General features: G+C 73.0%; 20 protein-coding genes and 1 pseudogene. 17 read left to right on the forward strand and 4 right to left on the reverse strand.

Features of this window, described 5'->3' with window-relative positions:
• The first annotated feature begins 15 nt into the window (after positions 1 to 15).
• Positions 16 to 2199, forward strand: a complete 2184-nt coding sequence (locus ACZ62B_RS09200; protein ID WP_469689621.1) for a serine/threonine-protein kinase — start codon at positions 16 to 18, stop codon at positions 2197 to 2199.
• Positions 2200 to 2298: 99 nt separating this feature from the next.
• Positions 2299 to 3878 (forward strand): annotated as a pseudogene (locus ACZ62B_RS09205) (substrate-binding domain-containing protein).
• Positions 3879 to 3914: 36 nt separating this feature from the next.
• On the opposite strand, the gene ACZ62B_RS09210 reads toward ACZ62B_RS09205, so the two are convergent.
• Entirely contained in the window at positions 3915 to 4661 is a 747-nt protein-coding gene (locus ACZ62B_RS09210) for an SLATT domain-containing protein (RefSeq protein WP_344559817.1), read from the reverse strand.
• Positions 4662 to 4933: 272 nt separating this feature from the next.
• Here ACZ62B_RS09210 and ACZ62B_RS09215 point away from each other — a divergent pair, with 272 nt between their 5' ends.
• The 8 genes from ACZ62B_RS09215 (at position 4934) to ACZ62B_RS09250 (ending at position 11870) form a co-directional block, all read left to right on the forward strand.
• Positions 4934 to 5275, forward strand: a complete 342-nt coding sequence (locus ACZ62B_RS09215; RefSeq protein WP_073933095.1) for a YbaB/EbfC family nucleoid-associated protein — start codon at positions 4934 to 4936, stop codon at positions 5273 to 5275.
• A 95-nt stretch (positions 5276 to 5370) separates the two neighbouring features.
• Entirely contained in the window at positions 5371 to 5970 is a 600-nt protein-coding gene (gene recR / locus ACZ62B_RS09220) for a recombination mediator RecR (protein WP_030863096.1), read from the forward strand.
• Positions 5963 to 6622 (forward strand): DUF5063 domain-containing protein, encoded by a 660-nt coding sequence (locus tag ACZ62B_RS09225; protein ID WP_344559816.1) that lies wholly within the window; start codon positions 5963 to 5965, stop codon positions 6620 to 6622. The genes recR and ACZ62B_RS09225 overlap by 8 nt, the downstream gene beginning before the upstream one ends.
• Entirely contained in the window at positions 6619 to 6984 is a 366-nt protein-coding gene (locus ACZ62B_RS09230; protein ID WP_344559815.1) for a cupin domain-containing protein, read from the forward strand. Before ACZ62B_RS09225 ends, ACZ62B_RS09230 begins: the two co-directional genes overlap by 4 nt.
• A 238-nt stretch (positions 6985 to 7222) precedes the next feature.
• Complete coding sequence (locus tag ACZ62B_RS09235; protein ID WP_344559814.1) at positions 7223 to 8500, forward strand: aspartate kinase; 1278 nt, start codon at positions 7223 to 7225, stop codon at positions 8498 to 8500.
• Positions 8500 to 9573 carry an aspartate-semialdehyde dehydrogenase gene (locus tag ACZ62B_RS09240; RefSeq protein ID WP_344559813.1) on the forward strand — a complete coding sequence of 358 codons (1074 nt, stop codon included), beginning with the start codon at positions 8500 to 8502 and terminating at the stop codon, positions 9571 to 9573. The genes ACZ62B_RS09235 and ACZ62B_RS09240 overlap by 1 nt, the downstream gene beginning before the upstream one ends.
• 519 nt (positions 9574 to 10092) lie before the next feature.
• Complete coding sequence (locus tag ACZ62B_RS09245; RefSeq protein ID WP_030863114.1) at positions 10093 to 10668, forward strand: SigE family RNA polymerase sigma factor; 576 nt, start codon at positions 10093 to 10095, stop codon at positions 10666 to 10668.
• Entirely contained in the window at positions 10665 to 11870 is a 1206-nt protein-coding gene (locus tag ACZ62B_RS09250; RefSeq protein ID WP_468721714.1) for a hypothetical protein, read from the forward strand. The genes ACZ62B_RS09245 and ACZ62B_RS09250 overlap by 4 nt, the downstream gene beginning before the upstream one ends.
• 69 nt (positions 11871 to 11939) lie before the next feature.
• On the opposite strand, the gene ACZ62B_RS09255 is transcribed toward ACZ62B_RS09250, so the two are convergent.
• Entirely contained in the window at positions 11940 to 12782 is an 843-nt protein-coding gene (locus ACZ62B_RS09255) for an SURF1 family protein (RefSeq protein ID WP_468721716.1), read from the reverse strand.
• A gap of 157 nt (positions 12783 to 12939) precedes the next feature.
• Here ACZ62B_RS09255 and ACZ62B_RS09260 point away from each other — a divergent pair, with 157 nt between their 5' ends.
• Positions 12940 to 14787, forward strand: a complete 1848-nt coding sequence (locus ACZ62B_RS09260) for a S9 family peptidase (RefSeq protein ID WP_344559807.1) — start codon at positions 12940 to 12942, stop codon at positions 14785 to 14787.
• Between the two features lie 320 nt (positions 14788 to 15107).
• Here the strand turns inward: ACZ62B_RS09260 and ACZ62B_RS09265 are convergent, their stop codons facing one another.
• Positions 15108 to 17003 carry an NAD-binding protein gene (locus ACZ62B_RS09265; RefSeq protein WP_469689624.1) on the reverse strand — a complete coding sequence of 632 codons (1896 nt, stop codon included), beginning with the start codon at positions 17001 to 17003 and terminating at the stop codon, positions 15108 to 15110.
• Between the two features lie 193 nt (positions 17004 to 17196).
• Here ACZ62B_RS09265 and ACZ62B_RS09270 point away from each other — a divergent pair, with 193 nt between their 5' ends.
• Complete coding sequence (locus ACZ62B_RS09270; protein WP_468889945.1) at positions 17197 to 18225, forward strand: permease; 1029 nt, start codon at positions 17197 to 17199, stop codon at positions 18223 to 18225.
• An 8-nt stretch (positions 18226 to 18233) separates the two neighbouring features.
• Positions 18234 to 18986, forward strand: coding sequence for a TIGR03943 family putative permease subunit (locus ACZ62B_RS09275; protein WP_468883196.1), 753 nt, complete (start codon positions 18234 to 18236; stop codon positions 18984 to 18986).
• On the opposite strand, the gene ACZ62B_RS09280 is transcribed toward ACZ62B_RS09275, so the two are convergent.
• Positions 18983 to 19270, reverse strand: coding sequence for a zinc-ribbon domain-containing protein (locus ACZ62B_RS09280; RefSeq protein ID WP_344559803.1), 288 nt, complete (start codon positions 19268 to 19270; stop codon positions 18983 to 18985). The genes ACZ62B_RS09275 and ACZ62B_RS09280 overlap by 4 nt on opposite strands.
• Before the next feature lie 153 nt (positions 19271 to 19423).
• Between ACZ62B_RS09280 and ACZ62B_RS09285 the strand changes: the two genes are divergently transcribed.
• From ACZ62B_RS09285 to ACZ62B_RS09300, 4 genes are all read left to right on the forward strand, one after another.
• Positions 19424 to 19831: a VOC family protein gene (locus ACZ62B_RS09285; protein WP_344559897.1), complete on the forward strand. Its 408-nt coding sequence runs from the start codon at positions 19424 to 19426 to the stop codon at positions 19829 to 19831.
• A gap of 80 nt (positions 19832 to 19911) precedes the next feature.
• Complete coding sequence (locus ACZ62B_RS09290) at positions 19912 to 20607, forward strand: TetR/AcrR family transcriptional regulator C-terminal domain-containing protein (RefSeq protein WP_344559801.1); 696 nt, start codon at positions 19912 to 19914, stop codon at positions 20605 to 20607.
• Positions 20608 to 20698: 91 nt separating this feature from the next.
• Entirely contained in the window at positions 20699 to 21688 is a 990-nt protein-coding gene (locus ACZ62B_RS09295; RefSeq protein ID WP_344559799.1) for an NAD(P)-dependent alcohol dehydrogenase, read from the forward strand.
• A gap of 164 nt (positions 21689 to 21852) precedes the next feature.
• Complete coding sequence (locus ACZ62B_RS09300) at positions 21853 to 25032, forward strand: AfsR/SARP family transcriptional regulator (RefSeq protein WP_469689596.1); 3180 nt, start codon at positions 21853 to 21855, stop codon at positions 25030 to 25032.
• The last annotated feature ends 203 nt before the right edge of the window (positions 25033 to 25235 follow it).

Here is a 25235-nt window from a genome sequence, read left to right on the forward strand (position 1 = left end):
GGAGGCGGCGTGGCGATGGACAAGCTCGGGCCCGGGGATCCACCGGGAATCGGGGCGTACCGGCTGCTGGCCAGGCTCGGGGCCGGCGGCATGGGACAGGTCTACCTCGCCCGCTCCGACCGGGGACGCACCGTCGCCGTCAAGCTGATCCGCCGGGAGCTGGCCCAGCAGGAGGAGTTCCGGGCGCGCTTCCGCCAGGAGGTGCACGCCGCGCGGCAGGTCGGCGGCGACTGGACGGCCCCGGTGCTCGACGCGGACACCGAGGCGCCCGTGCCGTGGGTGGCCACCGGGTACGTGGCCGGGCCCAGCCTCCAGCAGGTGGTCGGGCACGACCACGGGGCGCTGCCCGAGCGTTCGGTACGCATCCTCGCCGCCGGTCTCGCGCACGCGCTGAAGGACATCCACGCCGCGGGGATCATCCACCGGGACCTCAAACCGTCCAACGTGCTCGTCACCATCGACGGCCCGCGCGTCATCGACTTCGGGATCGCGCGGGCGCTGGAGACGGTGACCGACGGCGGGCTCACCCGCACCGGGGCGCTCGTCGGCTCGCCCGGCTTCATGGCGCCCGAGCAGGTGCGCGGCGACCGCATCACGCCCGCCTGCGACGTGTTCTGTCTCGGCTCGGTGCTCGCCTACGCCGCCACCGGCACGCTCCCGTTCGGCACCGCCAACAGCGGTGTGCACGCGCTGATGTTCCGCATCGCCCAGGAGGAACCCGACCTGGCCGGTGTGCCCGAGGGGATCGCCGACCTCGTACGCGACTGCCTGAAGAAGGACCCGGCGGCACGGCCCACCCTCGACCGGGTGCTGGAACGCACCGGCGCGGAGGACACCGTGGCCGGCGGCCGCTCCCGCGACCCCTGGCTGCCGAGTGCCCTGGTCGCCCAGCTCGGCCGCCACGCGGTCCGCCTCCTGGACGCGGAGGACCCGGAAACCCCGGCGCCACCCACACCGGCGGGCACGCCTCCCACCGCCTGGCCACCGGTACCGCCCGGCCCGGGCGGGGCAGCCGCCCCCGGCACGCCGCCCGCCGGGCGGCCCGGCGGCCACGCCGCCGCTTCGGCACCGGCGGCATGGCCCCCCACGCCACCCGGACCGACCGGCCCCGAGGCGCCCGCACCCGGCGGTCCCGCCGGGCAGCCGGTGTCTCCCGACCCGGGGTATCCGGGCGTGCCCGCTGCCGGGCAGGGCGGTGCCGCAGGGCAGCCCGGCGGTCCCGCCGGAACGGCAGCTCCTGCCGCCGGTCGACCGGCGTCTTTGGGGGCGTACCCCGGTGGGCCTGCCGTTGGGCAGCAGATGCCGCCCGGGTCGGCGCGTCCTGGTGCGTCCGCCGGGCAGCCGCCGTCTCCCGGGGCGGGCCACCACGCGGGTCCTCCCGAGCACGCCCGTGCCGCCGACGACTCCGTCGGGCCGCCCGTGGCCGGCAGCGCCTCCCCGCCCCCGCCCGGGCAGCCGGGGGCGGACCATCTGCCCACCCTCGTGGCCGGTCAGGGCGCCCCCGCCCAGCCCTCGGCGCCCGGCCCGTACGGACATCCCCAGCAGCCCGCGTACGGCTACCCCTCCGGTGGGCCCGCCGCCGGCCACACCCCGCCCTACGGGCCGCCGCCGTACGGGCCGGTGTCCGAGCCGCGCCGGGACAACCGTTCCACCGTGCTGCTCGTGGTGATCGCGCTGGTCGTCGCGCTCGCCGCCGGTGGCACCGTGTACGCGCTGATGAACGGCGGCACCGCCGACAACCGCGCCGACGGCGACCCCACCGCGCCCCCGTCACCCGGCGGCGCACCGCAGAGCTCCGCCCCCACCACCCCCGACGACACCCGGCGGCCCAGCACCTCCGCCCCCGCGGACGGCACCGTTCCCGCCGACTACCTGGGCAGTTGGTCCACCACCATCGACAACGCGAGCGGCGAGCACACCCGCAGGCTGACCATCCGGCAGGGCGAGGTCGGCGACACGGTCATGTCCCTCGTCGCCGACGGGCCCACCGGCAACGGCACCTACCACTGCGTCTTCGAGGCCCGGCTCACCGGCGGCTTCGGCGACCGGCTGGAACTCGGCCCGTCCTCCGTGACGGTCGGGCAGCCGAGCGGCGCCTGCACCCCGGGCTCCGCCAGCGAGGTCACCCTGCTCCCCGGCGGCTCCCTCCGGCGCGTGACCACCGGCAGCGGCGAACAGCTCACCTACACGCGGGACTGAACGTTCGGCGAACTCCCGGGGACGCACACCGCCGACCGCTTCGTACGGCCGTACGGTGACTGCCCGGTCGGACGTGCGGGCAGTGGCGGGGGCGGCACGATGCAGTGGCTGAGCGCGGAGAACCTGGTGGCCGTGGCGACGGCGATCCTCGGTGTCGTCGCCTCCGCCGTCATGGTCTGGTACGAGCGGCGGGTGCCGCGCAGCTGGGGGTACCTCCCACGCCTTTAAGGCAGTGGGGGAGCATCGGCTACCGCGTGCAGTTGGACGTCCCGATCGGTGACGGCCAACGGTCGAGCCGCACCAGCCGGCGGGAGGGCTGGTTCGACACGGCCTCGGCGGGGATGACGCACGCCAGCATGGTGCTGCTGCGCATCGAGAACGACGGCTCGCAGACCATCGGCCGCGACGACTACCAGAGCCCGGGAAACCACGGCCTGACCGTGGAGTTCACGGAGCGCACCATCCTCGGCGTCTCGGTCACCCAGCCCTCGGAGACCAGCCACCTCCTCGAACACTTCACCCAGGAGCGCGGCTTCGGCTACCAGGACGGCACCCTGCGCCTCCCGCGCGTCCCGCTGAACCGGGGCGCCTACTACAAACTGCTGGTGCTGCTCTCCGGCGGGCGCGTGGGCGACGGTATCCAGCTGAGCGGCGACCTCAGCGAGGGCGACGTGCACCGCAACCGCAGCGCCACCCCGGACGACAAGGCCCCGCTGTTCAGCCGGGCGGCACGGCTGATCACCATCACGCTCACGCTGTGCGTGGTGGCGCTCGCGGTGATCGTCGTGGCCCAGGACGACAGCCCGCCGCCCATCGGCTGCAGGAGCGGCACCCTGACCCTCACCGGATCGACGGCGTTCGCGCCGGTGCTGCGGGAGGTCGCGGAGAAGTACGAGCGGGACTGCGCGGACGAGGAACCGCGCATCGAGGTGGACCCGCACGGGTCGACGGCCGGGATACGGGACCTGGTGGCGGCCGGGGCGGAGGCGGACGACGGCTCGCCGCCGCTGGTGGTCCTGTCGGACGGACCCAAGCCGGGCGGGCTGCCCGAACTGCGCGGGAACCAGGTGGCGGTGTCGGTGTTCGCGCTGGTGGTGAACGACGCCGTGGGGCTGCGGAACCTGCCGACGGAGGACGTACGACGCCTCTACCGGGGCGAGATCGCGAACTGGAGCGAGCTCGGCGGCCCGGACCTGGCGGTCCACCTCGTCAGCCGGGACGCCAACTCCGGTACGAGACAGGTCTTCCAGCGCCGCGTACTGGGCCGGGGCGAGATCGCCCACTCCTCCGTCGACTGCGTGCACAAGGACGACCCGAACGCCCCCGTCATCCGCTGCGAACTCGACTCCACCGAACAGGTGCTGAAGACCGTCGCCGACATCCCCGGCGCGATCGGCTACAGCGAACACGCCCGCGCCTCCCGGGCGAAGGGACTGCACCGGCTGAACCTCGACGAAGAGGTCCCGTCCGTCGACGCCATCGAGCACGGGACGAGCTCCTACCCGTACCGGGAGATCGAGTACGCCTACACCTACGGGCAGCCGCCGGCGAACTCACTGGCGTCGGGTTTCCTGGCGTACCTCACGCGCGGCGTCGGCCAGGACGTGATCCGCACCCACGGCCATCTGCCGTGCTGGACCCCGGAGGGGATGGAGCTGTGCGCACGGGACACGCCGTGACGAGCCTGCCCGGCGCGGCTCGGGCGGACAGCCGGTTCAGCGCGGCTCGGGCGGGCGCTGGCGCGGCATGTTGGGGCGGGCCGGTCCCTGCGGGGACGGGAAGCGGCCGTGCGGGAGGGAACCCTCCGGGCGTCCCGCGCCCGCCACCGCCGTCTGGATGCCCAGCGGCGCGCCCCCCGTGCGGAACTCCACCATCCAGTCGGCCGTCTCGACCCGCACCAGCTCGGTGACGTCCTCCGAGAACCGCCGCAGCACCGACAGGCACCGCTCGGCCGCCTCGCTCGCCGTGCCGTCCGCCGGACCGAGCACCTCGCGCACGCACTCCGACGCCCAGTCGAACTGGAACGCCTGCAACCGCCGCTGCACGGCCTGCGCGGTCGCCACGTCCCGCATCCAGCCGGACGTCATCCCGAAGAACCGGTCCCCGGCCACACAGGCCACCCCGAGCAGCAGCGCCAGATAACCCCAGGGCGCGGCCCCGTCGGCCACCCCGGTCAGGTCGAGCAGCGGCAGCGCGGCCCCGGTCAGCGCGCCCACGGCCGTCCCGGCCCGCAGCGCCCACGCGCACCGCCGCTTCCACACCCGTTCCGCGAGGTACCAGGCGGCCGTGTCCAGCGCGCCGCGCTCCACCCACCGGTACAGCTCGTCCAGCCGGGCCGCCGGCTCGCCCCAGTCCCCGAGCGGGAACTCCCGCCCCTCCAGGTCGTCCGGCCAGGGCCCGGCCGCCCCTTCGCCCCACCCGTCCTGAGGCCGACCCTCGGGCTGCATCTCCGGCTGACCCACCCGGTATCTCCCTACTGACCCCTGCTGATTCCGCGTACTGTCCGTCCATGAAGTGTGACGCCAGGTGCTCACGCGCCTGACCCTTCCTACCTCCCAATGGGTGGCGGCGTCGGGGGTTCGGGCTCTTTTTCGTCCGGAAGATGGCCGTGATCAGGTATAGGGCCCCCACCGTGACTCACTCGAAAGAGTGTCGGGGCAGCGGCCCCCGCGACCACGTAGGCTCGTGCCGAACGGTAAAACCCTTACCGACGGACCGACCAAGGAGCCGAATCGTGATCCCCGGTGGTGGCCAGCCGAACATGCAGCAGCTGCTCCAGCAGGCCCAGAAGATGCAGCAGGACCTGGCCCGGGCCCAGGAGGAGCTGGCGAGGACCGAGGTCGACGGGCAGTCGGGAGGCGGCCTGGTGAAGGCCACCGTCACCGGCTCCGGCGAGCTGCGCGGCCTCGTCATCGACCCGAAGGCGGTGGACCCGGAGGACACCGAGACCCTCGCCGACCTGATCGTCGCGGCGGTCCAGGCGGCCAACGAGAACGCCCAGACCCTCCAGCAGCAGAAGCTCGGCCCGCTGGCCCAGGGACTGGGCGGCGGCGGCCTCCCCGGTCTCCCCTTCTGACCTCTTGAACCCGCGAACCCTTCGAACCTTTCGAAGACGGCCCGCGGGCCCTTACCGTACGTACTGAAGGAACACCAGGAAGGGACGGCAGTCCGTTGTACGAAGGCGTGGTCCAGGACCTCATCGACGAACTGGGGCGGCTGCCCGGCGTCGGTCCCAAGAGCGCGCAGCGGATCGCCTTCCACATCCTCCAGGCGGAACCGACGGACGTACGGCGTCTGGCGCACGCGCTGATGGAGGTCAAGGCGAAGGTCCGCTTCTGCGCGACCTGCGGGAACGTCGCGCAGGAGGAGCAGTGCAACATCTGCCGCGACACCCGCCGCGACCCGGCCGTCATCTGCGTCGTGGAGGAGCCGAAGGACGTCGTGGCGATCGAGCGCACCCGTGAGTTCCGGGGCCGCTACCACGTCCTCGGCGGCGCGATCAGCCCCATCGACGGGGTGGGCCCGGACGACCTGCGTATACGAGAACTTCTCGCGCGGTTGGCCGACGGTACGGTCACGGAGCTGATCCTGGCCACGGACCCGAATCTGGAAGGCGAGGCCACGGCGACGTACCTCGCCCGCATGATCAAGCCCATGGGCCTGAAGGTCACCCGCCTGGCCAGCGGCCTCCCGGTGGGTGGCGACCTGGAATACGCGGACGAGGTGACCCTCGGCCGCGCCTTCGAGGGGAGACGACTCCTAGATGTCTGACGCCACGCTGCACGCGACGCACCAGAACCCCGACGACTTCGCCGTCCAGATCGCCGACCAGATCGAGAGCTTCCTGGTCGCCGTCACGGAGGTCGCGAAGGGCGACGAGCCGGACTCGGCGGTCCCCTTCCTCCTCCTGGAGGTCTCCCAGCTCCTCCTGGCCGGCGGCCGCCTGGGCGCGCACGAGGACATCGTCCCCGAGGAGCGCTACGAGCCCGACATGGGCCCGGAGGCCGACGTGGACGAACTCCGCGAGAACCTCGCCCGCATGCTGGATCCGGTCGACGTCTACTCGGAGGTCTTCGACCCCTACGAGCCCCGCAAGGCCCCGGTCCCGGCCCGCATCTCCGACGACCTCACCGACGTCATCACCGACCTCCGCCACGGCATGGCCCACTACAAGGCCGGCCGCACCACGGAGGCCCTGTGGTGGTGGCAGTTCTCCTACTTCTCCAACTGGGGCACCACGGCCTCCGCGACCCTGCGGGCGCTGCAGTCGGTGGTGGCCCACGTCCGCCTGAACCAGCCCCTGGCCGAACTCGACGGCCTCGACACCGACCAGGGCATGGGCGACGACACCCTGGAGTTCGAGGCGGGCCAGGTCATGGCGGAGGAGCTGGGGGAGTCGCTGGGCGTGCGCCCGGTCACATGACCGACGGCGTGTACGTGGGCAACGCGGGCAAGGACGCGGCGCTGGACCGGGGCTGGCTCCTCGGGCACTTCAAGGACGCCGGGGACCCTCGCCACAGCGAGGCGGTGGAGATCAAGTGGGGTGTCCACCCGCGTGGTGACGAGCGAGCGCGGTGGGTGAGGGGCGAGGAACGCACGGCCCTCCTGGTCCTCGTCAGCGGCCGTTTCCGGGTCGAGCTCCCCGGCCGCAGCGTCCTCCTGGCAGAGCAGGGCGACTACGTCGTGTGGGGACGGGGAACCGACCACTCCTGGTTCGCGGAGGAGGAATCGGTGGTGCTGACCGTCCGGTGGCCGTCCGTACCCGGCTACGCGGTGGCGGAGTGACGGGAGCGGAGGTTCACCGAACCTTCAAGGGCCTCGTCGACCGAGTCCGACTGTGACGCGGGGCACTTTTCCGAGTGGTCCGCGTCGGGATGGGCATGAGCCCCCTGCACGGGCGCCGGGGAGTCTCACCATGCGATATCGCGGAGGGGTTTTTCGGGCGCTCGATAGACTGAGCCGACCGCAGCGCACACATATGTGGGCGGACTGTGGAAAACGACGGACTGAGCGAGGAGCGCACGTGGGCCTTGTCGTGCAGAAGTACGGAGGCTCCTCCGTAGCCGATGCCGAGGGCATCAAGCGCGTCGCCAAGAGGATCGTGGAAGCCAAGAAGAACGGCCACCAGGTGGTCGCCGTGGTTTCCGCGATGGGCGACACGACGGACGAGCTGATCGATCTCGCCGAGCAGGTTTCCCCGATCCCTGCCGGGCGCGAGCTCGACATGCTGCTGACCGCCGGAGAGCGGATCTCCATGGCCCTGCTGGCCATGGCGATCAAAAACCTGGGTCACAACGCCCAGAGCTTCACCGGCAGCCAGGCAGGTGTCATCACCGACTCGGTCCACAACAAAGCCCGCATCATCGATGTCACGCCGGGCCGGATCAAGGCCTCGGTGGACGAGGGCAACATCGCCATCGTCGCCGGTTTCCAGGGCGTCAGCCAGGACACCAAGGACATCACCACGCTCGGCCGCGGCGGCTCCGACACCACCGCCGTCGCCCTCGCCGCCGCGCTCGACGCCGAGGTGTGCGAGATCTACACGGACGTCGACGGTGTGTTCACCGCCGACCCGCGCGTGGTGACGAAGGCCCGGAAGATCGACTGGATCGCGTTCGAGGACATGCTCGAACTCGCGGCCTCCGGGTCCAAGGTGCTGCTCCACCGCTGTGTGGAGTACGCCCGCCGGTACAACATCCCGATCCACGTCCGCTCGTCCTTCAGCGGGCTGCAGGGCACGTGGGTCAGCAGTGAGCCGATGAAGCAAGGGGACAAGCAGGTGGAGCAGGCTCTCATCTCCGGTGTCGCGCACGACACCTCCGAGGCCAAGGTCACGGTCGTCGGCGTGCCGGACAAGCCCGGCGAGGCCGCCTCGATCTTCCGCACGATCGCCGATGCCGAGATCAACATCGACATGGTCGTGCAGAACGTGTCCGCCGCGTCCACGGGCCTGACGGACATCTCCTTCACCCTGCCGAAGACCGAGGGCCGCAAGGCCATCGACGCGCTGGAGAAGAACAAGGGCGCCATCGGCTTCGACTCCCTGCGCTACGACGACCAGATCGGCAAGATCTCCCTGGTCGGCGCCGGTATGAAGACCAACCCGGGCGTCACCGCCGACTTCTTCACCGCGCTCAGCGACGCCGGTGTGAACATCGAGCTGATCTCGACCTCCGAGATCCGCATCTCGGTCGTCACCCGCAAGGACGACGTGCCGGAGGCCGTCCGCGCCGTGCACTCGGCGTTCGGTCTGGACTCCGACAGCGACGAGGCCGTGGTCTACGGAGGCACCGGCCGCTGATGGCCGGGACCGAGGGACCCGGACGTTCCGGGCGGCCGACGCTCGCGGTCGTGGGAGCGACCGGGGCCGTCGGCACGGTCATGCTCCAGATCCTGTCCCAGCGGGCGGACGTCTGGGGCGAGATCCGACTGATCGCCTCCCCGCGCTCGGCCGGCCGCAAGCTGGCCGTGCGCGGTGAGGAGGTCGAGGTCGTGGCGCTCACCGAGGAGGCCTTCGACGGGGTCGACGTCGCGATGTTCGACGTGCCCGACGAGGTCGCCGAGCGGTGGGCGCCCGTCGCCGCCGCGCGGGGCGCGGTGGTGGTCGACAACTCGGGCGCGTTCCGCATGGACCCGGACGTGCCGCTCGTCGTCCCCGAGGTCAACCCGCACGCCGTGCGCAGGCGCCCGCGCGGGATCGTCGCCAACCCGAACTGCACCACCCTGTCGATGATCGTCGCACTGGGCGCGCTGCACGCCGAGTTCGGGCTGCGCGAGCTGGTGGTCTCCTCGTACCAGGCGGTCAGCGGCGCCGGACACGCGGGCGTGCGCACCCTGCGCGAGCAGCTCTCCCTGGTGGCCGGCACGGAGCTGGGGACCCACCCCGGTGACGTACGGCGGGCCGTGGGGGACAACACCGGGCCGTTCCCGGAGCCGGTCGCGCTGAACGTCGTGCCGTGGGCCGGGTCGCCGCGCGAGGACGGCTGGTCCTCGGAGGAGATGAAGGTCCGGGACGAGTCCCGCAAGATCCTCGGTCTGCCCTCCCTGCCCGTGGCGGTCACCTGCGTGCGCGTCCCGGTGATCACCACGCACTCCCTCACCGTGCACGCCCGCTTCGAGGGCGAGGTCACCGTCGACAAGGCGCGCGAGATCCTCGCCACCGCGCCCGGAGTGGTCCTGTTCGACAACCCGGCCGCGGGGGAGTTCCCCACCCCCGCCGACGTCGTCGGCACCGATCCGACCTGGGTCGGGCGGGTGCGGCGGGCCCTGGACGACCCCACCGCGCTGGAGCTCTTCGTGTGCGGGGACAACCTGCGCAAGGGGGCGGCGCTGAACACCGCTCAGATCGCCGAACTCGTGGCGGTTGAACGGTGAAAAGTTCTGGATCGCACAGGATTCATTTGTAGGATCTGTGTAAGCCTTGTGAGCCGGATTCCCGGCCGGACGCCCCTTGATCAGGCCGTTTCGGCGACGGAGGATTGAGCAAGGCCCGTACGAGGCTTGCACGAGGATTCACCTCCCCGTTCTCCGCAACCGCGCGGAGGGCGGGGAGCGTCTTTGCGGTCACCCTTACCGGGGGCGTGGGGGCGCTGCTCTCCGGACGTGGGGACGTCCGGAACCGGGCGTGGGGACGTCCGTTCACATGGGACACAGGGGAAGAGCGGGACACATGAGGGCATTTGATGTGCTGTCGGTGGTGCTGCCTGACGCGGGCGGACGGCCGGCCACACCGGCCGCCGCAAAAGTGACGCCCGGCACGTACAACCCTTACCGGGGGGAGCGTGTCCAACTGGCGTGGCTGAGGTACTCGACTTCACAGCGCCGCGCGGCACGGCCCTACGGCCGCCCCGCCAGGCTCGCCGACCCCGCGTGCCCGGTGCGTCCGGCGGCGGCATGCCGGTGATCGCGCCCATGCCCGCAGCGCGCCCCGCCCGCATACCAGGTCAGCGTGACGGCACCGACGACGTCGTGGCGGCCGGCACCACCGTCGACCATCTCACCGAGACCTACCGCGCGCACTACCGCTCGCTGCTGGGTCTCGCGGCACTCCTCCTCGACGACACCGCCTCCTGCGAGGACGTCGTGCAGGAGGCGTTCATCCGCGTCCACTCCGCCCGCAAACGCGTCCGGGACCCGGAGAAGACCCTGGCCTACCTGCGCCAGACGGTCGTCAACCTGTCCCGCTCCGCGCTGCGCCGCCGCATCCTCGGCCTCAAGCTGCTCTCCAAGCCCATGCCCGACATGGCGAGCGCGGAGGAGGGCGCCTACGACCAGTTGGAGCGCGACTCGCTGATCAAGGCGATGAAGGGCCTCCAGCGCCGTCAGCGCGAGGTGCTGGTGCTGCGCTACTTCGCGGACATGACGGAGGCGCAGGTCGCCGAGACCCTCGGCATCTCGCTGGGCTCGGTGAAGGCGTACGGCTCACGCGGTATCGCGGCGCTGCGGCTGGCCATGGAGGCGCCGGCATGAGCGAGGGCAAGGACGCGCGGCGCGAGGAGCGCGGGCCGGAGGGCTCGCGTCCGTCCGACGCCGCGCGGGAGTCCGAGGGCGTGCCCGCGCCCGAGGACGTACGGGAAACCGGCGACGGGAACGAGCCGGAGCACACGCACGCTGGGAACGGAACTGTGAACGACGGCCTGGACGAACAGGGCTCCGAGGGGCTCGACGCGGACGAGCTGGCACTGCGCACCCTGCTGCACCGCGCGGTGCGGGAGGTGGAGCCGGGCGACGGCACCCTGGACTATCTGCGCCGGGCCGTCCCCGCCCGCCGGGCCCGCAAGCGCCAGGCCCTCGTCGGCGTGGCCGCCGCCGCCCTCTTCCTCGGCACCGCCGTCCCCGCCCTCGTCCACGTCTCCGGCGTCACCGACTCCGACGCCAGCCCCTCCGCCGTCGGCCACGCCTCTCAGGCGCAGGGCGGCACCGGTCAGGGCAAGGACCCGGAGAGCGGGGAGAGCACCGCGGGCGGCGCCTCGGACCAGGTCGAGGGGACCGACAAGGGCGACAAGAAGGAACAGGACAAGGGCGGCACGAGCACCGGCTCCGGCACGGGGGCGACGGAGGGGGCCGACCCCTCGGCCAGCCTCTCCGCCGGGGTGCCCGCCTGCACCGCCGCCCAGCTCGGCCCGGCGACCGCGTCCAGCGCCGCACCCGACACCATGGGCGCGGTCTACGGCTCCTTCCGGGTCGTCAACGTCTCCACCGCGAGCTGTACCGTCGAGGGCGCCGGGACCGTGACCCCGACCCCGCAGGGCGCGGCCGACGCCACCAAGGTGACCTCGGCGCGGCATGTGGCGGGGGACGCGGCGGCCGGACTGCCCGACCCCTCCCTGGAGGTCGCGGAGCTGGTGCTCAAGCCGGGTGCGGCGTACGAGGTGAAGTTCGCCTGGGTGCCCTCCGAGACCTGCGCGGCTCCGGGCGACAGCACGGGCGGCGGCGGCACCGGGGGTCCCTCGCCCGACCCGACACCGAGCGGCGCCCCGACCACGACGACCGGCGCGTCCACGGGCACCGACAGCGGCATGGTCACCCAGCTGGTCAGGGAGGACGGCACGGGAGACGGCAGTGTGGCGGTGACGTACACGTCGTCCACGGGCTCGGGCTCGGCCACCACGACGGTGAGCAACGCGTGCGCGGGCACGGTGTACTTCACGGGGCTGCTGTCGGGGGTGTGACCGGCCCTACGGCGGGGGCGGGACTCCGGGCCCCCGGTCCGCCGGCGGCTGCCGGCGGTCGGCCTGTCGTCAGACCGCCGACGGACTCGGCCGCTGCGGTTCCCGCTTCCCGTCCTCGTTCCCGTCGTCCCTGTCCTGGTCCCCGTCGTCCTCGTCCGGGACCAGGCCCAGCTCCGCGTCGCGGACGAACTCCAGCTCGCGGCGGAACAGACGGAACCACATGAAGATCACGAAGCCCACGAAGGCGAACCACTCGGCGGTGTAGCCGAGGTTCTGGAACGCCTTCAGGTCGAGGCCGGTGCCGCTCGGCGCGGTCGCCGGCACCGCCTTCATGCCGGAGTCGCCGCGGTTGAGCGTGAGCCAGGCGTCGTACACGTCGTACTCCACGAGGTTCACCAGCGACGCCGAGCTGATCGCCGCCGTCTGTCCCTCGGGCAGGCCGCCGCGGGCGCTGACGCCGTTGCTGCCCGGTGTCTCGGACGCCTGGAGCGCGCCGGTGACGGTGACCTCGCCGGTGGGCGCCGCGGGCGTCCTCGCCGGGTCGGGGGTGCCGGGCAGCCAGCCCCGGACGACGGGCAGCGCCCGGCCGGTGCCGGTGCGCAGCAGGGTCAGGACGTAGTAGCCGTCCCTGTCGTCCAGCTTGCGGTCGGGCACGAGGAGCTGGGTGTCGTACCGGCCGCTCACCGTGGCCTGTTTGCCGGAGGTGGCCTTGGTCACGGGCAGCAGGTCGTCCAGCGGCCTGGCCGCCTCCCGCTTGTCCGTGGCGATGCGCGCCTCGGCGTCGCGGTGGTTGTCCACCCTGTCCTCGAACCGGCCCAGCTGCCAGGACCCCATGAAGACGCAGAAGGGGATGGAGAGCAGCAGGAAGACGTTGATCCCCCACCAGCGGGGCGTCAGCAGAAACCGGTACACGCCTTCAACGGTACGGGCCCCCGGGTGGTTCCCGGCCCGCGGGGTCACCGTGCGGCGGACGGCCCCGACGAGGGGCCGGTGAAGGATCGGGAAGAAGTTGTCCACAGGCTGGGGACCTCGGCGGCGCGATGTCCTTCCGGACAGGCAGTATGGGGTCATGACTGAGAGCAACGGGTCCGACGCGCCGGGCCGGGCCGACCACCAGACCGAGCGAGTGGAACAGGGCGCGGGCATGCCCGACTGGGAGAAGCGCTTCCGGGCGCCCCGGGTGTCCCTGCCCGACTGGGCGGAGGACGCCCCCGACCGCTCCCTGTTCGTGTCGAACGCGACGGGGACGTACGAGCTGTACGCCTGGGACCGGGCGACGGGCGAGCAGCGGCAGGTGACGGACCGGCCCAACGGCACGACGGACGGCGTGCTCTCGCCGGACGGCGAGTGGATCTGGTGGTTCGACGACAAGGACGGCGACGAGTTCGGCGTGTGGCGCCGGCAGCGGTTCACGGGCGGCGAGGACGAACTCGCGGCCCCGGGCCTGGACCCCTCCTACCCCGCCGGTCTCGCGCTGGGCCGGGACGGCCGTACGGCGGTCGTGGGCCGTTCCACGGACGAGGACGGCACGACGATCCACCTGGCCCGGACGGGAGAGGGGCCCGTGGAGATCTACCGGCACCGTGAGTCGGCGGGCGTCGGGGACCTCTCCCACGACGGTTCGCTGATCGCCGTGGAGCACACCGAGCACGGTGACGCGATGCACTCCGCGCTGCGGGTGCTGCGGCCCGACGGCACGACGGTCGCCGAGCTCGACGACACCGAGGGCGGCACCCGGGAGCTGGGCCTGGAGGTGCTGGGCTTCGCGCCGGTGGCGGGCGACACCCGGCTGCTCATCGGTCACCAGCGGCGCGGACGCTGGGAGCCGCTGGTGTGGGACGTGGCGACGGGGGAGGAGACCGACCTCGCGCTGGAGCTGCCCGGTGACGTGAGCGCCGAGTGGTATCCGGACGGCACGGGGCTGCTCATCGCGCACGGCTTCGAGGCCCGCGGCGAGCTGTTCCGCTACGACCTGGCCGGGCGCCGGCTGGTGGAGATCCCCACCCCGCGCGGCGCGGTCTCGGGTGCGACGGCCCGGCCCGACGGCAGCGTGGAGTACCTGTGGTCGTCGGCGGCCCAGCCGCCGGCCGTGCGGTCCACGGCGGGCGGAGTGGTCCTCGACCCGCCCGGGATGAAGTCGCCCGGGTCGGTCCCGGTGGAGGACGTGTGGGTGGAGGGACCCGGCGGCCGTATCCACGCCCTCGTCCAGAAGCCGGCCGGCGCGAGCGGTCCGCTCCCGACCGTCTTCGACATCCACGGCGGCCCCACCTGGCACGACAGCGACTCCTTCGCGGCCGGCCCGGCCGCCTGGGTCGACCACGGCTACGCGGTGGTCCGCGTCAACTACCGGGGCTCCACGGGCTACGGCCGCGCCTGGACCGACGCGCTGAAGCACCGGGTGGGCCTGATCGAGCTGGAGGACATCGCGGCGGTGCGGGAGTGGGCGATCACCTCCGGTCTCGCCGACCCGGCCCGGCTGATCCTCACCGGCGGCTCCTGGGGCGGCTACCTCACCCTGCTGGGCCTCGGTACGCAGCCGGACGCGTGGGCGCTGGGCATCGCGGCGGTACCGGTCGCCGACTACGTCACGGCGTACCACGACGAGATGGAAGCGCTGAAGGCGATGGACCGCACGCTGCTCGGCGGCACCCCGGAGGAGGTCCCCGACCGCTTCGAGGCGTCCTCGCCCATCACCTACGTCGACCAGGTGAAGGCCCCGGTCTACATCTCGGCGGGCGTCAACGACCCCCGCTGCCCCATCCGGCAGATCGAGAACTACGTCAAACGCCTGGAGTCCCGCGACGCCCCCCACGAGGTCTACCGCTACGACGCGGGCCACGGCTCCCTGGTAGTGGACGAACGCATCAAACAGGTCCACCTGGAACTCGAGTTCGCAGCCCGGCACCTGCCCGCATAGCCGCGGCCGACCGCGCCCCCGTAGCTGCGGCCAGCCGCACCGCCGTAGCTGCGGGCAATCGTGCCGCTGGGGCGGCGCCCACCCTCCAGCGGCCGCAGGGCGCGCCGCGCCTCCGTAGCTGCGGCCAGCCGCACCGCCGTAGCTGCGGGCAACCGGGCCGCTGTAGCTGCGGGCAATCGTGCCGCTGGGGCGGCACGGGTGGGCGCAGCGGCACCTCGCGAACGCGGGCAAGTGAAGCCAACCCCCGCCCAGCGGCAGCCCGCGCACCCCGCAGCGGGGGTGGGTGAAGCCCGCCCCCGCCCAGCGGCACACGGCACGCGCTACGTCGCGCTCCGCGCCCGCCGCCCCAGCAACTCCGCCAGCCCCCGCCGGGTGGCGGCCAGCACCACCCGGTCCTCGGCACGCAGCACATACGTGTCAGGGAGGTCCCACACCAGCCCGGAACCCGGCGCTTCCTCCCCGCCGGAGGCGGACCCCGCCGTGTCCAACGCCAGCACCCGCCAGGCCCCCGCCCGAAACGCCTCCCCCACCGTCCGCCCCTCCAACTGCGCGTGCCCGCCCACGACCACCGCCGCGAACAGCAGCACCCGCCGCTCCACCGGTATCGCCCCCAGGATCTGCCGCCCCATCATCGCCCCGGCGAAAGCCGGCGCCGCCAGGTGCGACACGCTCCGGCTCCGCGTCAGCGCCGACGGATGCGCGGTCCGCAGCGTCCGGTACACCGCCTTCGCGAAGTCGTCGTCGTACAGCCGCAGCACCGCCCGCAGATCGGGCCGTACGGACCGCGCGTACAGCACCGCCTCCAGATTCGTCGTATCCGCACTGGTCAGCGCGAGCAACGCGTCCGCACGGTGGATCTTCGCGGCCTCCAGCACCCCCTCCTGCGTGACGTCACCCAGCACCACCGGGACCCGTAGCCGCCGCGCCACGGCCATCCCCCGCGCCTCCGGATCGGCCTCGACGCACACCACCGGGATGTGCAGCTCCCGCAGTCGCGTCAGCACCCGCGTCCCGATCTTGCCCAGTCCGAGCAGCACCACGTGCCCGCCCAGCCCGCGCGGCGGCTTCCGCAGCGCCGACGCCGTGCGGAACGTCCCCAGTGCTTCCAGCACCGCCGCCAGCAGCACCGGCAGCAGCAGCAACCCCACCAGCATGGACAGCAGTTGCAGCACCTGCCGCCCGGTGGACTGGTTGTGCGCGGGCTCGTTGATCGCGAAGAGGTCGAGCAGGGTGACGTACGTGGCGTGCAGCGGATTGTCCTGTGTCACCACCGTCAGCGCGACGGCGAGCGCGATCACCGCCGCCACCAGCCCCGCCAGCGACCACCGCAGCCGCCGCGAGAACAGCGAGGCGAACGGGGGACCGCCCCGCCCGGCCGGCAACGACGGCCCGGAGTAGGACAGTTGCTCCAGCACCACCGTCCCGCGCCCGGTCGCCGCCGCCACCGCCGCCGCGTCGGGCAACAGTTGCGGCCCCTGCTCGCCGCTGTCCTCCGAACCCTCGGCCCCAGCGGGGTCGTTGCTGGTCGCGGAGAGCAGCGCGAGTGTGCACAGTCCCGGATCGGCCACCTCGCCCGGCCCCGGAGGCCGGCGCTCCACCGCCCGCAGCAGCAGCCCCTCCGCGTCGACGACCTTGCTGGTGCCGACGAGCGCGGTGGCGACCAGCGCGGGCGCGGCCGTGTCGGCGTCGGACAGCACGGTCGTGGCGATGTCGGCCCCACCGGCCCCACCGGCCTCGCCACGTCCCGTGGCACCGCCGCCACTGCCGCCACCCGCCAACACGGCTGCCTGATCGAGGAGTTCCTCGATGTGCTGGCCCAGTCGCCGGTTGTAGAGCCGCAGGACGAGCCGCAGCCGGGGGTTGAGCCGGCGGGCGGTCAGGGCGGCACGGATGTTGGTCTCGTCGTCGTCGTACACCAGCGCCAGCGCGGCGGCGCGTTCCACCCCGACTTCGGCGAGCACGGCCTCGGTCGGTTCGGCGGCCTCCACGACCCGTTCGCCGGGCGCCAAGGTGTCGTCGGACCCGCCGTTGCCCCGGTTGACGGCGGTCACGACCCGGTCGAGCAGGGCGGCGGAGGCCGCGCGGGCCCGTCCCGCCATCGGTTGCCGGCCGCTGCGCCCGGACGGCGGTACGACGAGGGTCACCTGCTCGCGGTACACCCCGCGCAGTTCGGCGGCGAGTCGGTGCGCCAGCCCGTCGTCGCCGCACACCACCATGTGCGCCGACGGGTCGCTGGGCAGGGCCGGGTTGGGAAGGAGGCTCACCACAGGGGAGAAGACTGCCTCATGGTGACGGGTGGTTCCAGGTCACCTCTGAACGGCCGCGTCCCGGCCTCCGTACCAAGGGAGTAGGGGCCCGAGCGCGGCCCCGTTCTCTCTCACGCGCATCCACCGGAGGTGCACCCGGCCCGTGGCCATCACGAAACCGCCCCCGCACGGCACCGCCGAACCCCACGGCAGCCGGGGGGAGGAGACGCACGACGAGGAGTCCAGCCACCTCACCTCCCCCCTCCTCCTCACCCTCGTCCTCCTCACGGCCGTGATGCTCCAGGACCCCGTCCGCCGCGCCCTGGCCACGCCGGTGACGCAGAGCTGGATGACGGTGTTCGTGGCGGTGGTCCTCCAGGCACTCCCCTTCCTGGTGCTCGGCGTCCTGCTGTCGGCGGCGATCGCGGTGTTCGTCCCGCCGTCGTTCTTCGCCCGTGCCCTGCCGAGGCGCCCCGCGCTGGCCGTACCCGTCGCGGGCGCGGCGGGGGCGGTGCTGCCGGGCTGCGAGTGCGCGTCCGTGCCGGTGGCGGGCGCGCTGGTGCGCAGGGGAGTGGCGCCGGCGGCCGCTCTGGCGTTCCTGCTCTCCGCCCCCGCGATCAACCCCATCGTGCTGACGGCGACGGCGGTCGCCTTCCCCGGCAACCCAGAGATGGTGCTGGCCCGTTTCGTCGCGAGCCTGCTGGTGGCGTGTGCGATGGGCTGGCTGTGGCAGCGCCTCGGCCGCACCGACTGGCTGCGCCCGCCCTCCCGTTCGCCGTACGACGGCCGGGGCAGGGGCGCGGCGTTCTGGGGCTCGGTACGGCACGACGTGATGCACGCGGGCGGCTACCTGGTGGTCGGCGCGATGGCTGCGGCCACGCTGAAGGCGGTGGTCCCGGCGGAGTGGCTGCGCGCGGCGGCCGGCAGCCCGGTGCTGTCGGTGCTGGCCCTGGCCGTCCTGGCGGTGCTGCTGTCGATCTGCTCGGAGGCGGACGCGTTCGTGGCGGCGTCGCTCACCCAGTTCTCGCTGACGGCCCGGCTCGCCTTCCTGGTCGTGGGACCGATGGTCGACCTGAAGCTCTTCGCCATGCAGGCGGGCACGTTCGGCCGCGCCTTCGCCCTGCGCTTCGCGCCCGCGACCTTCGCCCTGGCGGTGGTCGTATCGGCCCTGACGGGAGCGGTGCTGCTGTGAAGCCGGCCCTGAACCACCAGGCCCAGGCGGCCCTGCTGTTCCTCCTCGGCGCGACCGTGCTGCACGCCGGCCTGACCGATCTGCACCTGCGGTACGTCAAGGCGGGCCTGCGCCCGCTGCTCCTGCTGTCGGGCGCGGTACTGATCGCGACGGCGGCGGCGACGGTCTGGTACGAGTGGCGTCGCGGGCCGCGCTCGAAGGAATCAAAGGAATCAAAGGAATCAACGGAGCCGGAGGAGTCGAAGGAGGCGCACCGGGAACCCCGTGTCTCCTGGCTCCTGACCCTCCCCCTCTTCGCCCTGATCCTGGTCGCCCCGCCCGCCCTCGGCTCCTACAGCGCCACCCACACCGGTACGGCCCTGCAGAAACCCCTCGGCTACCCGGAGCTGCCCGAGCGGGGGCCGCTGCGTCTCGGGGTCGGGGAGTACGCGGCCCGCGCGGTCTACGACCACGGCCGTCACCTGCGCGACCGCTCGATCTCCGTCACCGGTTTCGTGGCCCTGGACGGCACCGGCACCCCGTACCTGGTCCGTATGGGCCTCAACTGCTGTGCCGCCGACGCCCAGCCGGTCAAGATCGCCCTCACCGGCGAGGTCCCTCCGGTCCTCCGGCCGGACACCTGGCTGGAGGTCACCGGCCGCTACACGCCGCGCCGTACGAAGGATCCCGTCAACGACGGCCCCGTCCCGTACCTCGAGGTCACCCGCGCCGAACCGGTCCCGGTCCCGCAGGACCCGTACGACGAGGCGTGGAGCGGCTAGGACTGGTACGGCTGCTGCTGCGACTGCTGCCCGTAGCCCTGTCCGCCGCCGATCGCCTGTGCCTGGAGCTGCTCGGCCTGCTCCTTGGTCACCTTCTGCTCCGCGCCGCAGAAGGTGCACTGCGTCGTGTACTTCGTCGAGACCGGGAACAGCGGGACGAAGAACAGGGTGAACTTGGTGACCCGCTTCCTGAGCGTGTGCGCGGCGGGGTTCCCGCACTGCGCGCACACCAGCGTCAGTATCGCGAGCTGGTACAGGTACCCCTTGGTGCCAAAAATGATCATGTCGTCGATCCTTCCCGGGCCTCGGCCCCCCGAACCACCACACCAGACGGTGACCGCGGTCGGCAACGTGACCGGCCACAACACTGCCGCACCCTGCACAAGCGCGCCGGCCCTCGGCGTTGACACGCTGCACCCATGACCGGAACCCCAGCCGTGCAGATCACCGTCTCCACCGTGTCGCTCACCGTCGACGACGTGAACGCCTCGCGGCAGTTCTTCACCGCCCACCTCGGCTACCGGGAGATCGCCGCCGCCGACGGATTCGCCTCACTGACCCGGGGCGACGCGGCCGTCGACATCGTCCTGCTGCGCCGGGGCACCGAGGTCCTGCCCGCCGACCAGCGCGACCGGCACGCCGCCGGACTCGTCCTGGCCTTCACGGTCACCGGCATCGAGGGCGAGGAACGGCGGCTGCGGGAGCGGGGGGTGACCATCACCATGCCGCTGCGCAAGGAGCCGTGGGGCGAGCGGCTCTTCCAGGTCACCGACCCCAACGGGATCGTCGTCCAGTTCGTGGAGTGGGCGGCCCCCGACGAGGTGGGGGCGGGCGCGGGCGCCTAGGGTGGACGCCGTACACCGGGGCCGGCCCGCCGCGGCCCGCACCGGTCCGTACTGATCCGTACCGGTCCGTACGAGAGGGGATGGTGGAGATCGCCAGGCAGGCCGATGCCGTCCACCGGACCCGCACCCCCCTGAGCAGGGCGCGGGTGCTGTCCGCCGCCGTCACCCTGGCCGACGAGGGCGGGGTCGACGCGCTCAGCATGCGGAAGCTGGCGCAGGTGCTCGGCGTCGTACCCATGGCGCTGTACAAGCACGTGGCCAACAAGAACGAGCTGCTGGACGGCATGACCGACGTCCTCGTCGGTGAGATCGACCCACCGGTCGCGGACGCCGACTGGAGGACCGCCGTCCGGCTGCGGGTGCTCTCCGCCCGCCGCATGCTGCTGCGCCATCCGTGGGCGCCCGGGGTCATCGAGGCGCGGATGAAGGCGCGGGCCGCGCCGACCCCCGTGATGATGGCGTACCTGGACTCGATGATCGGGATCTTCCGGGCCGGGGGCTTCTCGCTCGACCTGGTCCATCACGCGATGCACGTCATGGGCAGCCGGCTGCTGGGCTTCTCCCAGGAGCTGTTCGAGGACGGCGCCGGCCGTGAGCCGGACCCGGACGCGCTGCCGCCCGAGGAGATGGCCGCGCGCTACCCCCACATCACCGAACTGGCCATGGCGGTCACCCACGACGAGGGGTCCGTCGTCGGCTCGGGCTGCGACGACCAGTACGAGTTCGAGTTCGCCCTGGACCTGACGCTGGACGGTCTGGCCCGGCTGCTGCCCTGACATCCTTCCTGGCCCTTGTCAGGTGTACGGCGTACACCCATGATGGTGGGTGTACGCCGTACACCCGTACATCCGTGAGGGGGAGATCCGGATGAAGGCGATCGTCCAGGACCGCTTCGGCCCGCCGGACGTCCTGAAAGTGGCAGACATCGACCGACCCGAACCGGGGGCCGGGCAGGTACTGGTGCGGGTGCACGCCGCCGCGCTCAACCCGTACGACTGGCACATGCTGCGCGGCGACCCGTACGCGGCCCGGCTGACCGGGGACGTGGGGCTGACCCGCCCGAAGTCACGTGTGGCCGGGATCGACGCGGCCGGGCGGGTCGAGGCGGTCGGCACCGGAGTGCGGGGGCTGGGTCCCGGCGACGAGGTGCTGGGCTTCTGCCCGGGCGCCCTCGCCGAGTACGCGTGCACCGCCGAGGACCTCCTGGTCCCCAAGCCCGCGCACCTGACCTTCGAACAGGCCGCGGCCGTACCGATGGGGGCGGTGACGGCCCTGCGCGGCATCCGGACCGTGGGGCGGGCGCGGGCGGGGCAGCGGGTGCTGGTCAACGGGGCCGGCGGCGGCGTGGGCACGTTCGCCGTGCAGATCGCCGCGTCCCTCGGCGCCGAGGTCACCGGCGTGTGCAGCGCCCGCAACACCGACCTGGTGCGCTCGCTGGGCGCCGAGCACGTCATCGACTACGCGCGCGAGGACTTCACCGACGGCCGCGCACGCTACGACGTCATCCTGGACAACGTGGGCAACCACCCGCTGGGCCGGCTGCGCCGGGCGCTCACCCCGACGGGGACCCTGGTGGGCAACGGCGGCGGCTCACCCGGCCACGTGTTCGGCGCTATGGGGGCCATGCTGAAACTCCTCGCGGTCAACACGGTCGCCCGGCAGCGGCTCCGGGTGATCCTTCCGGCGGCCCCGGCCGGTCCCGTCCACGAGGACCTGCTCGCCGTCACCGCGCTCATCGAGTCCGGCCGCCTCGCGCCGGTGGTCGACCGGACGCACCCGCTGGCCGGGACGGCCGAGGGCCTGCGTGAGGTGGAAGGGGGGCACGCCCGCGGCAAGGTCGTCGTCACCGTTCCCTGAGGGCCGGGGTCCGATGACCGGGAGGAAGCCGGATCCTGTGGCGGAAACATTCGCGTAAGTGGCATTCGGCATGGAATGGCGCATTCCGTCAAAGCGGTCATGGCGGAGTGGTCGGTCAATAGAGTCCGAGTGTGCCTGCATATGAAACTTCCGTTCGTTTTTCCGTGCTGGGGCCGGTTCGGGCGTGGCGCGGTGAACAGGAGCTGGACCTCGGATCGCCGCAGCAGCGCGTGGTGCTCGCGACGCTGCTGCTGGGCCGGGGACGCCCGGTCGCCCTCGGCGAACTCATCCGTGCCGTCTGGGGCGAGACGCCCCCGGCGGCCGCCGTGTCCGTCCTGCGGACCTATGTGTCGCGCCTGCGCAAGGTTCTGGAACCCGGACGGGAGCCGGGCCGGCCGCCCGCACTGATCGTCTCGGTCGGCGACGGCTACGCGATCCGGGTCCCGGAGGACTCCCTGGACCTCACCGTGTTCGAACAGCGGGTCGCGGAGGCGAAGAGACGGTACGCCGCCGGCGAACTGCCGGCCGCCGGTGAACTGCTGCGCACGGCGCTCGGCGCATGGCAGGGACCGGCGCTGGCGGGCCTCCCCGGCCCGCTGGCGGAGTCGGAGTACTCATGGCTGGACGAGCAACGGCTCACCGCGCTGGAGACCCGGCTGGACATCGACGTCACGCTCGGACGCCATGACACGGTCGTTCCCGAGCTGCTCTCGCTGGCCGCCAGACACCCGCTGCGCGAGCAGGTGTGCCGGCTGCTCATGCTGGCGCTGTACCGGTCCGGCCGGCAGGCCGGCGCACTGGAGGCCTACGGCAGGACGCGGGACGCCCTGGTGACCGAGCTGGGCATCGAACCGGGCGCACCGCTCAAGGACCTGCACCACCGCATCCTGACGGCTGATCCGTCCCTTCTCCCTGGCCCGACTCCGGTCCCGTTCCCGGCCGTCGCTCCGTTCCCGCCCCCGGCTCCGGCCCCGTTCCCGCCCCCGGCTCCGGCCCCGTTCCCGGCCGTCGGCCCGGCTCCGGACGCCGGCCCGTTCCCGTTCCCGGCAGCCGGTCCGTCCCCGACCTCGGCCTTGTCCCCGGCCGTCGGCCCGACCCCGGCAGCCGACCCGTTCGCGACCCCGACTCCGACTCCGGCCCCGCTCCCGGCCGTCGGCCCGCCCCCGGCCGTCGGCCCGACTCCGGCCGCCGGTCCGTTCCCGTTCCCGGCAGCCGGTCCGTTAGCGTCCACGCCCCCGACTCCGGCCACGCCCCCGGCAGCCGACCCGTCCCCGCGACCGGCTCCCCCGGCCGAGCGCGGTTTCCCGGACCCCGTCGAGTACCCGGCCGCCCGCCCGGCGCAACTGCCCGCCGACCTGCCGGCCTTCGTCGGCCGGCAGGCGGAACTCCAGCGGATACGTGCCCTGTTGCCCGAGGACGGCAGCCCGCCGGCGACCCTGGTGATCAGTGCGATCGGCGGCATGGGCGGCATCGGCAAGTCCGCCCTGGCCGTGCACTGGGCCCACGAGGTCGCCGACCGCTTCCCCGACGGGCAGCTCTACATCAACCTGCGCGGCTTCGACCCGACCGGCACGGTCATGACGCCCGACGAAGCCGTCCGTGTCTTCCTCGACGCGCTCGGCGTACCCCCGCAGCGGATCCCCGGCGACTTCGACGCCCAGGTGGCGCTGTACCGCAGCGTGCTCGCGCGGCGGCGGGTACTGGTCCTGCTCGACAACGCCCGCGACACCGAGCAGGTCCGCCCGCTGCTGCCCGGCTCCCCGGGCTCCCTGGTCATCGTCACCAGCCGCAGCCGGCTGTCCGGCCTGATCGCCGGGGAAGGGGCCCACCCGCTGACGCTGGACCAGATGACGCCCACCGAGGCGTTCGACCTCCTCGCCGCCCGCCTCGGCACCGACCGGCTGGCGGAGGAACCGCGGGCGGCCGGCGAGATCATCGCGCGGTGCGGCCGGCTGCCGCTGGCGCTGGCCATCGTCGCCGCCCACGCCGGGGTCCGCCCCGGCTTCCCGCTCAGCGCCATCGCCGAGGAGGTGCGGGACAGCCACGGCAGCCTCGACGCCTTCGCCGGGGGCGACGACATCACCACCGACGTACGGGCCGTCTTCTCCTGGTCGTACAAGGCGCTGTCCGCCCCGGCCGCCCGGCTGTTCCGCCTGCTGGGCCTGCACTGCGGACCCGACATCTCCGTACCCGCCGTCGCCGCGCTCGCCGGTCTCCCGCCGCGCGAGGCCCGCGGCCTGCTCGGCGAACTCACCCGCGCCCACCTGCTCACGGAACACTTCCCGGGCCGCTGCACCCTGCACGACCTGCTGCGCGTCTACGCCGCCGAACGGGCCCGCGCCGAGGAGACGGCACGGGAGCGGGACGAGGCCGTCGAGCGGCTGCTGACCTGGTACCTGCACACCGCCGACGCCACCTACCCGCACATCACCCCCAACCGCCGCCGGATCCCGCTGGAACCGCTGCCGGACGGGTGCCGGCCGCTGGTGTTCACCACGCGCGAGGAGGCCCTGGAGTGGTGTGAGACCGAGCGGCCCAACCTGGTGGGCGCGGTGCACCAGGCCGCCGGGTCCGGGCAGCCGGGCATCGCGTGGCGGCTGCCCGCCGTCCTGTGGGGGTTCTTCTACCTCCGCAGCCATACGCACGAATGGCTCGACACCGCCACCACGGGCCTGGCCGCCGCCCGCGCCGCCCACGACCGCAAGGGCGAGGCCCAGGCGCTCGCGGACAGGTCGGCGGCGCTGCGCGACTCCGGCAGACTGGAGGAGGCCATCGGTCCGCTGCGCGAGGCCATGGCCATCTTCCGGGACCTCGGGAACGCGGCGGGCAGGACGGCCACCGTGTCCAACCTGGGCGACGCGTACCTGCAGGCCGGCCACCTCCGCAAGGCCGTCGAGTACACGCGCCGGGGACTGGCCATCGCCCGGGCCACCGGCAACGTGTGGAGCCAGGGCATCGCACTGTCCAACCTGGGCGACGCCTACCAGCGGCTCGGCCGGTTCGACGAGGCCGTCGACTGCCTGGAGCAGGCGCTCGCCATCCTGCGGGCCCACGACAACCGCTGGGTCGAGGGCATCACCCTGGACATCCTCGGCACGGTGCACCGCCGGCTCCACCACTACGACGAGGCGGTCGAGCACTACCACCAGGCGCTCAAGACCCACCGGGACATCGGCAACCGGTGGGGGGAGGGCCACACCCTGGGCAACCTCGGGGACGCCCAGTTCGGCGCCGGGGAGTCCGAAGCGGCGCGCGGCAGTTGGCTGGAGGCGCTGGCGATCCTCTCGGAGTGCGACCACGCGGACGCCGAGAAGGTCCGCGAGCGACTCGCCCGACTGGACTGAGTCCGCACCGTCCGACACACGTCTCCTTCGGTTCTCCTCCGGCTTTCCTTCGATCAGGACCCGGCCGCGGCATAGGGGGAAGGCAGCGGCCGGGCACCCGTACAACGGGAGGCGGATGAGGAAGGTTCAACTCCCGGGCCGAATCGTCGTGGGCGCCGTCCGGCGCGGCCTCGACCGCCTCAGTATTTTCTTATTGGCGCCGG

Source organism: Streptomyces sp. NPDC053426, assembly GCF_055585405.1.

Excerpts from the sequence above, each read along its gene's own strand:
- ACZ62B_RS09200 (WP_469689621.1), top strand. The coding sequence starts at position 16 with ATGGACAAGCTCGGGCCCGGGGATCCACCGGGAATCGGGGCGTACCGG.
- ACZ62B_RS09225 (WP_344559816.1), top strand. The coding sequence starts at position 5,963 with ATGTCTGACGCCACGCTGCACGCGACGCACCAGAACCCCGACGACTTC.
- ACZ62B_RS09230 (WP_344559815.1), top strand. The coding sequence starts at position 6,619 with ATGACCGACGGCGTGTACGTGGGCAACGCGGGCAAGGACGCGGCGCTG.
- ACZ62B_RS09240 (WP_344559813.1), top strand. The coding sequence starts at position 8,500 with ATGGCCGGGACCGAGGGACCCGGACGTTCCGGGCGGCCGACGCTCGCG.
- ACZ62B_RS09245 (WP_030863114.1), top strand. The coding sequence starts at position 10,093 with ATGCCGGTGATCGCGCCCATGCCCGCAGCGCGCCCCGCCCGCATACCA.
- ACZ62B_RS09250 (WP_468721714.1), top strand. The coding sequence starts at position 10,665 with ATGAGCGAGGGCAAGGACGCGCGGCGCGAGGAGCGCGGGCCGGAGGGC.
- ACZ62B_RS09260 (WP_344559807.1), top strand. The coding sequence starts at position 12,940 with ATGACTGAGAGCAACGGGTCCGACGCGCCGGGCCGGGCCGACCACCAG.
- ACZ62B_RS09265 (WP_469689624.1), bottom strand. The coding sequence starts at position 17,003 with ATGGTGGTGTGCGGCGACGACGGGCTGGCGCACCGACTCGCCGCCGAA.
- ACZ62B_RS09280 (WP_344559803.1), bottom strand. The coding sequence starts at position 19,270 with ATGATCATTTTTGGCACCAAGGGGTACCTGTACCAGCTCGCGATACTG.
- ACZ62B_RS09290 (WP_344559801.1), top strand. The coding sequence starts at position 19,912 with ATGGTGGAGATCGCCAGGCAGGCCGATGCCGTCCACCGGACCCGCACC.
- ACZ62B_RS09295 (WP_344559799.1), top strand. The coding sequence starts at position 20,699 with ATGAAGGCGATCGTCCAGGACCGCTTCGGCCCGCCGGACGTCCTGAAA.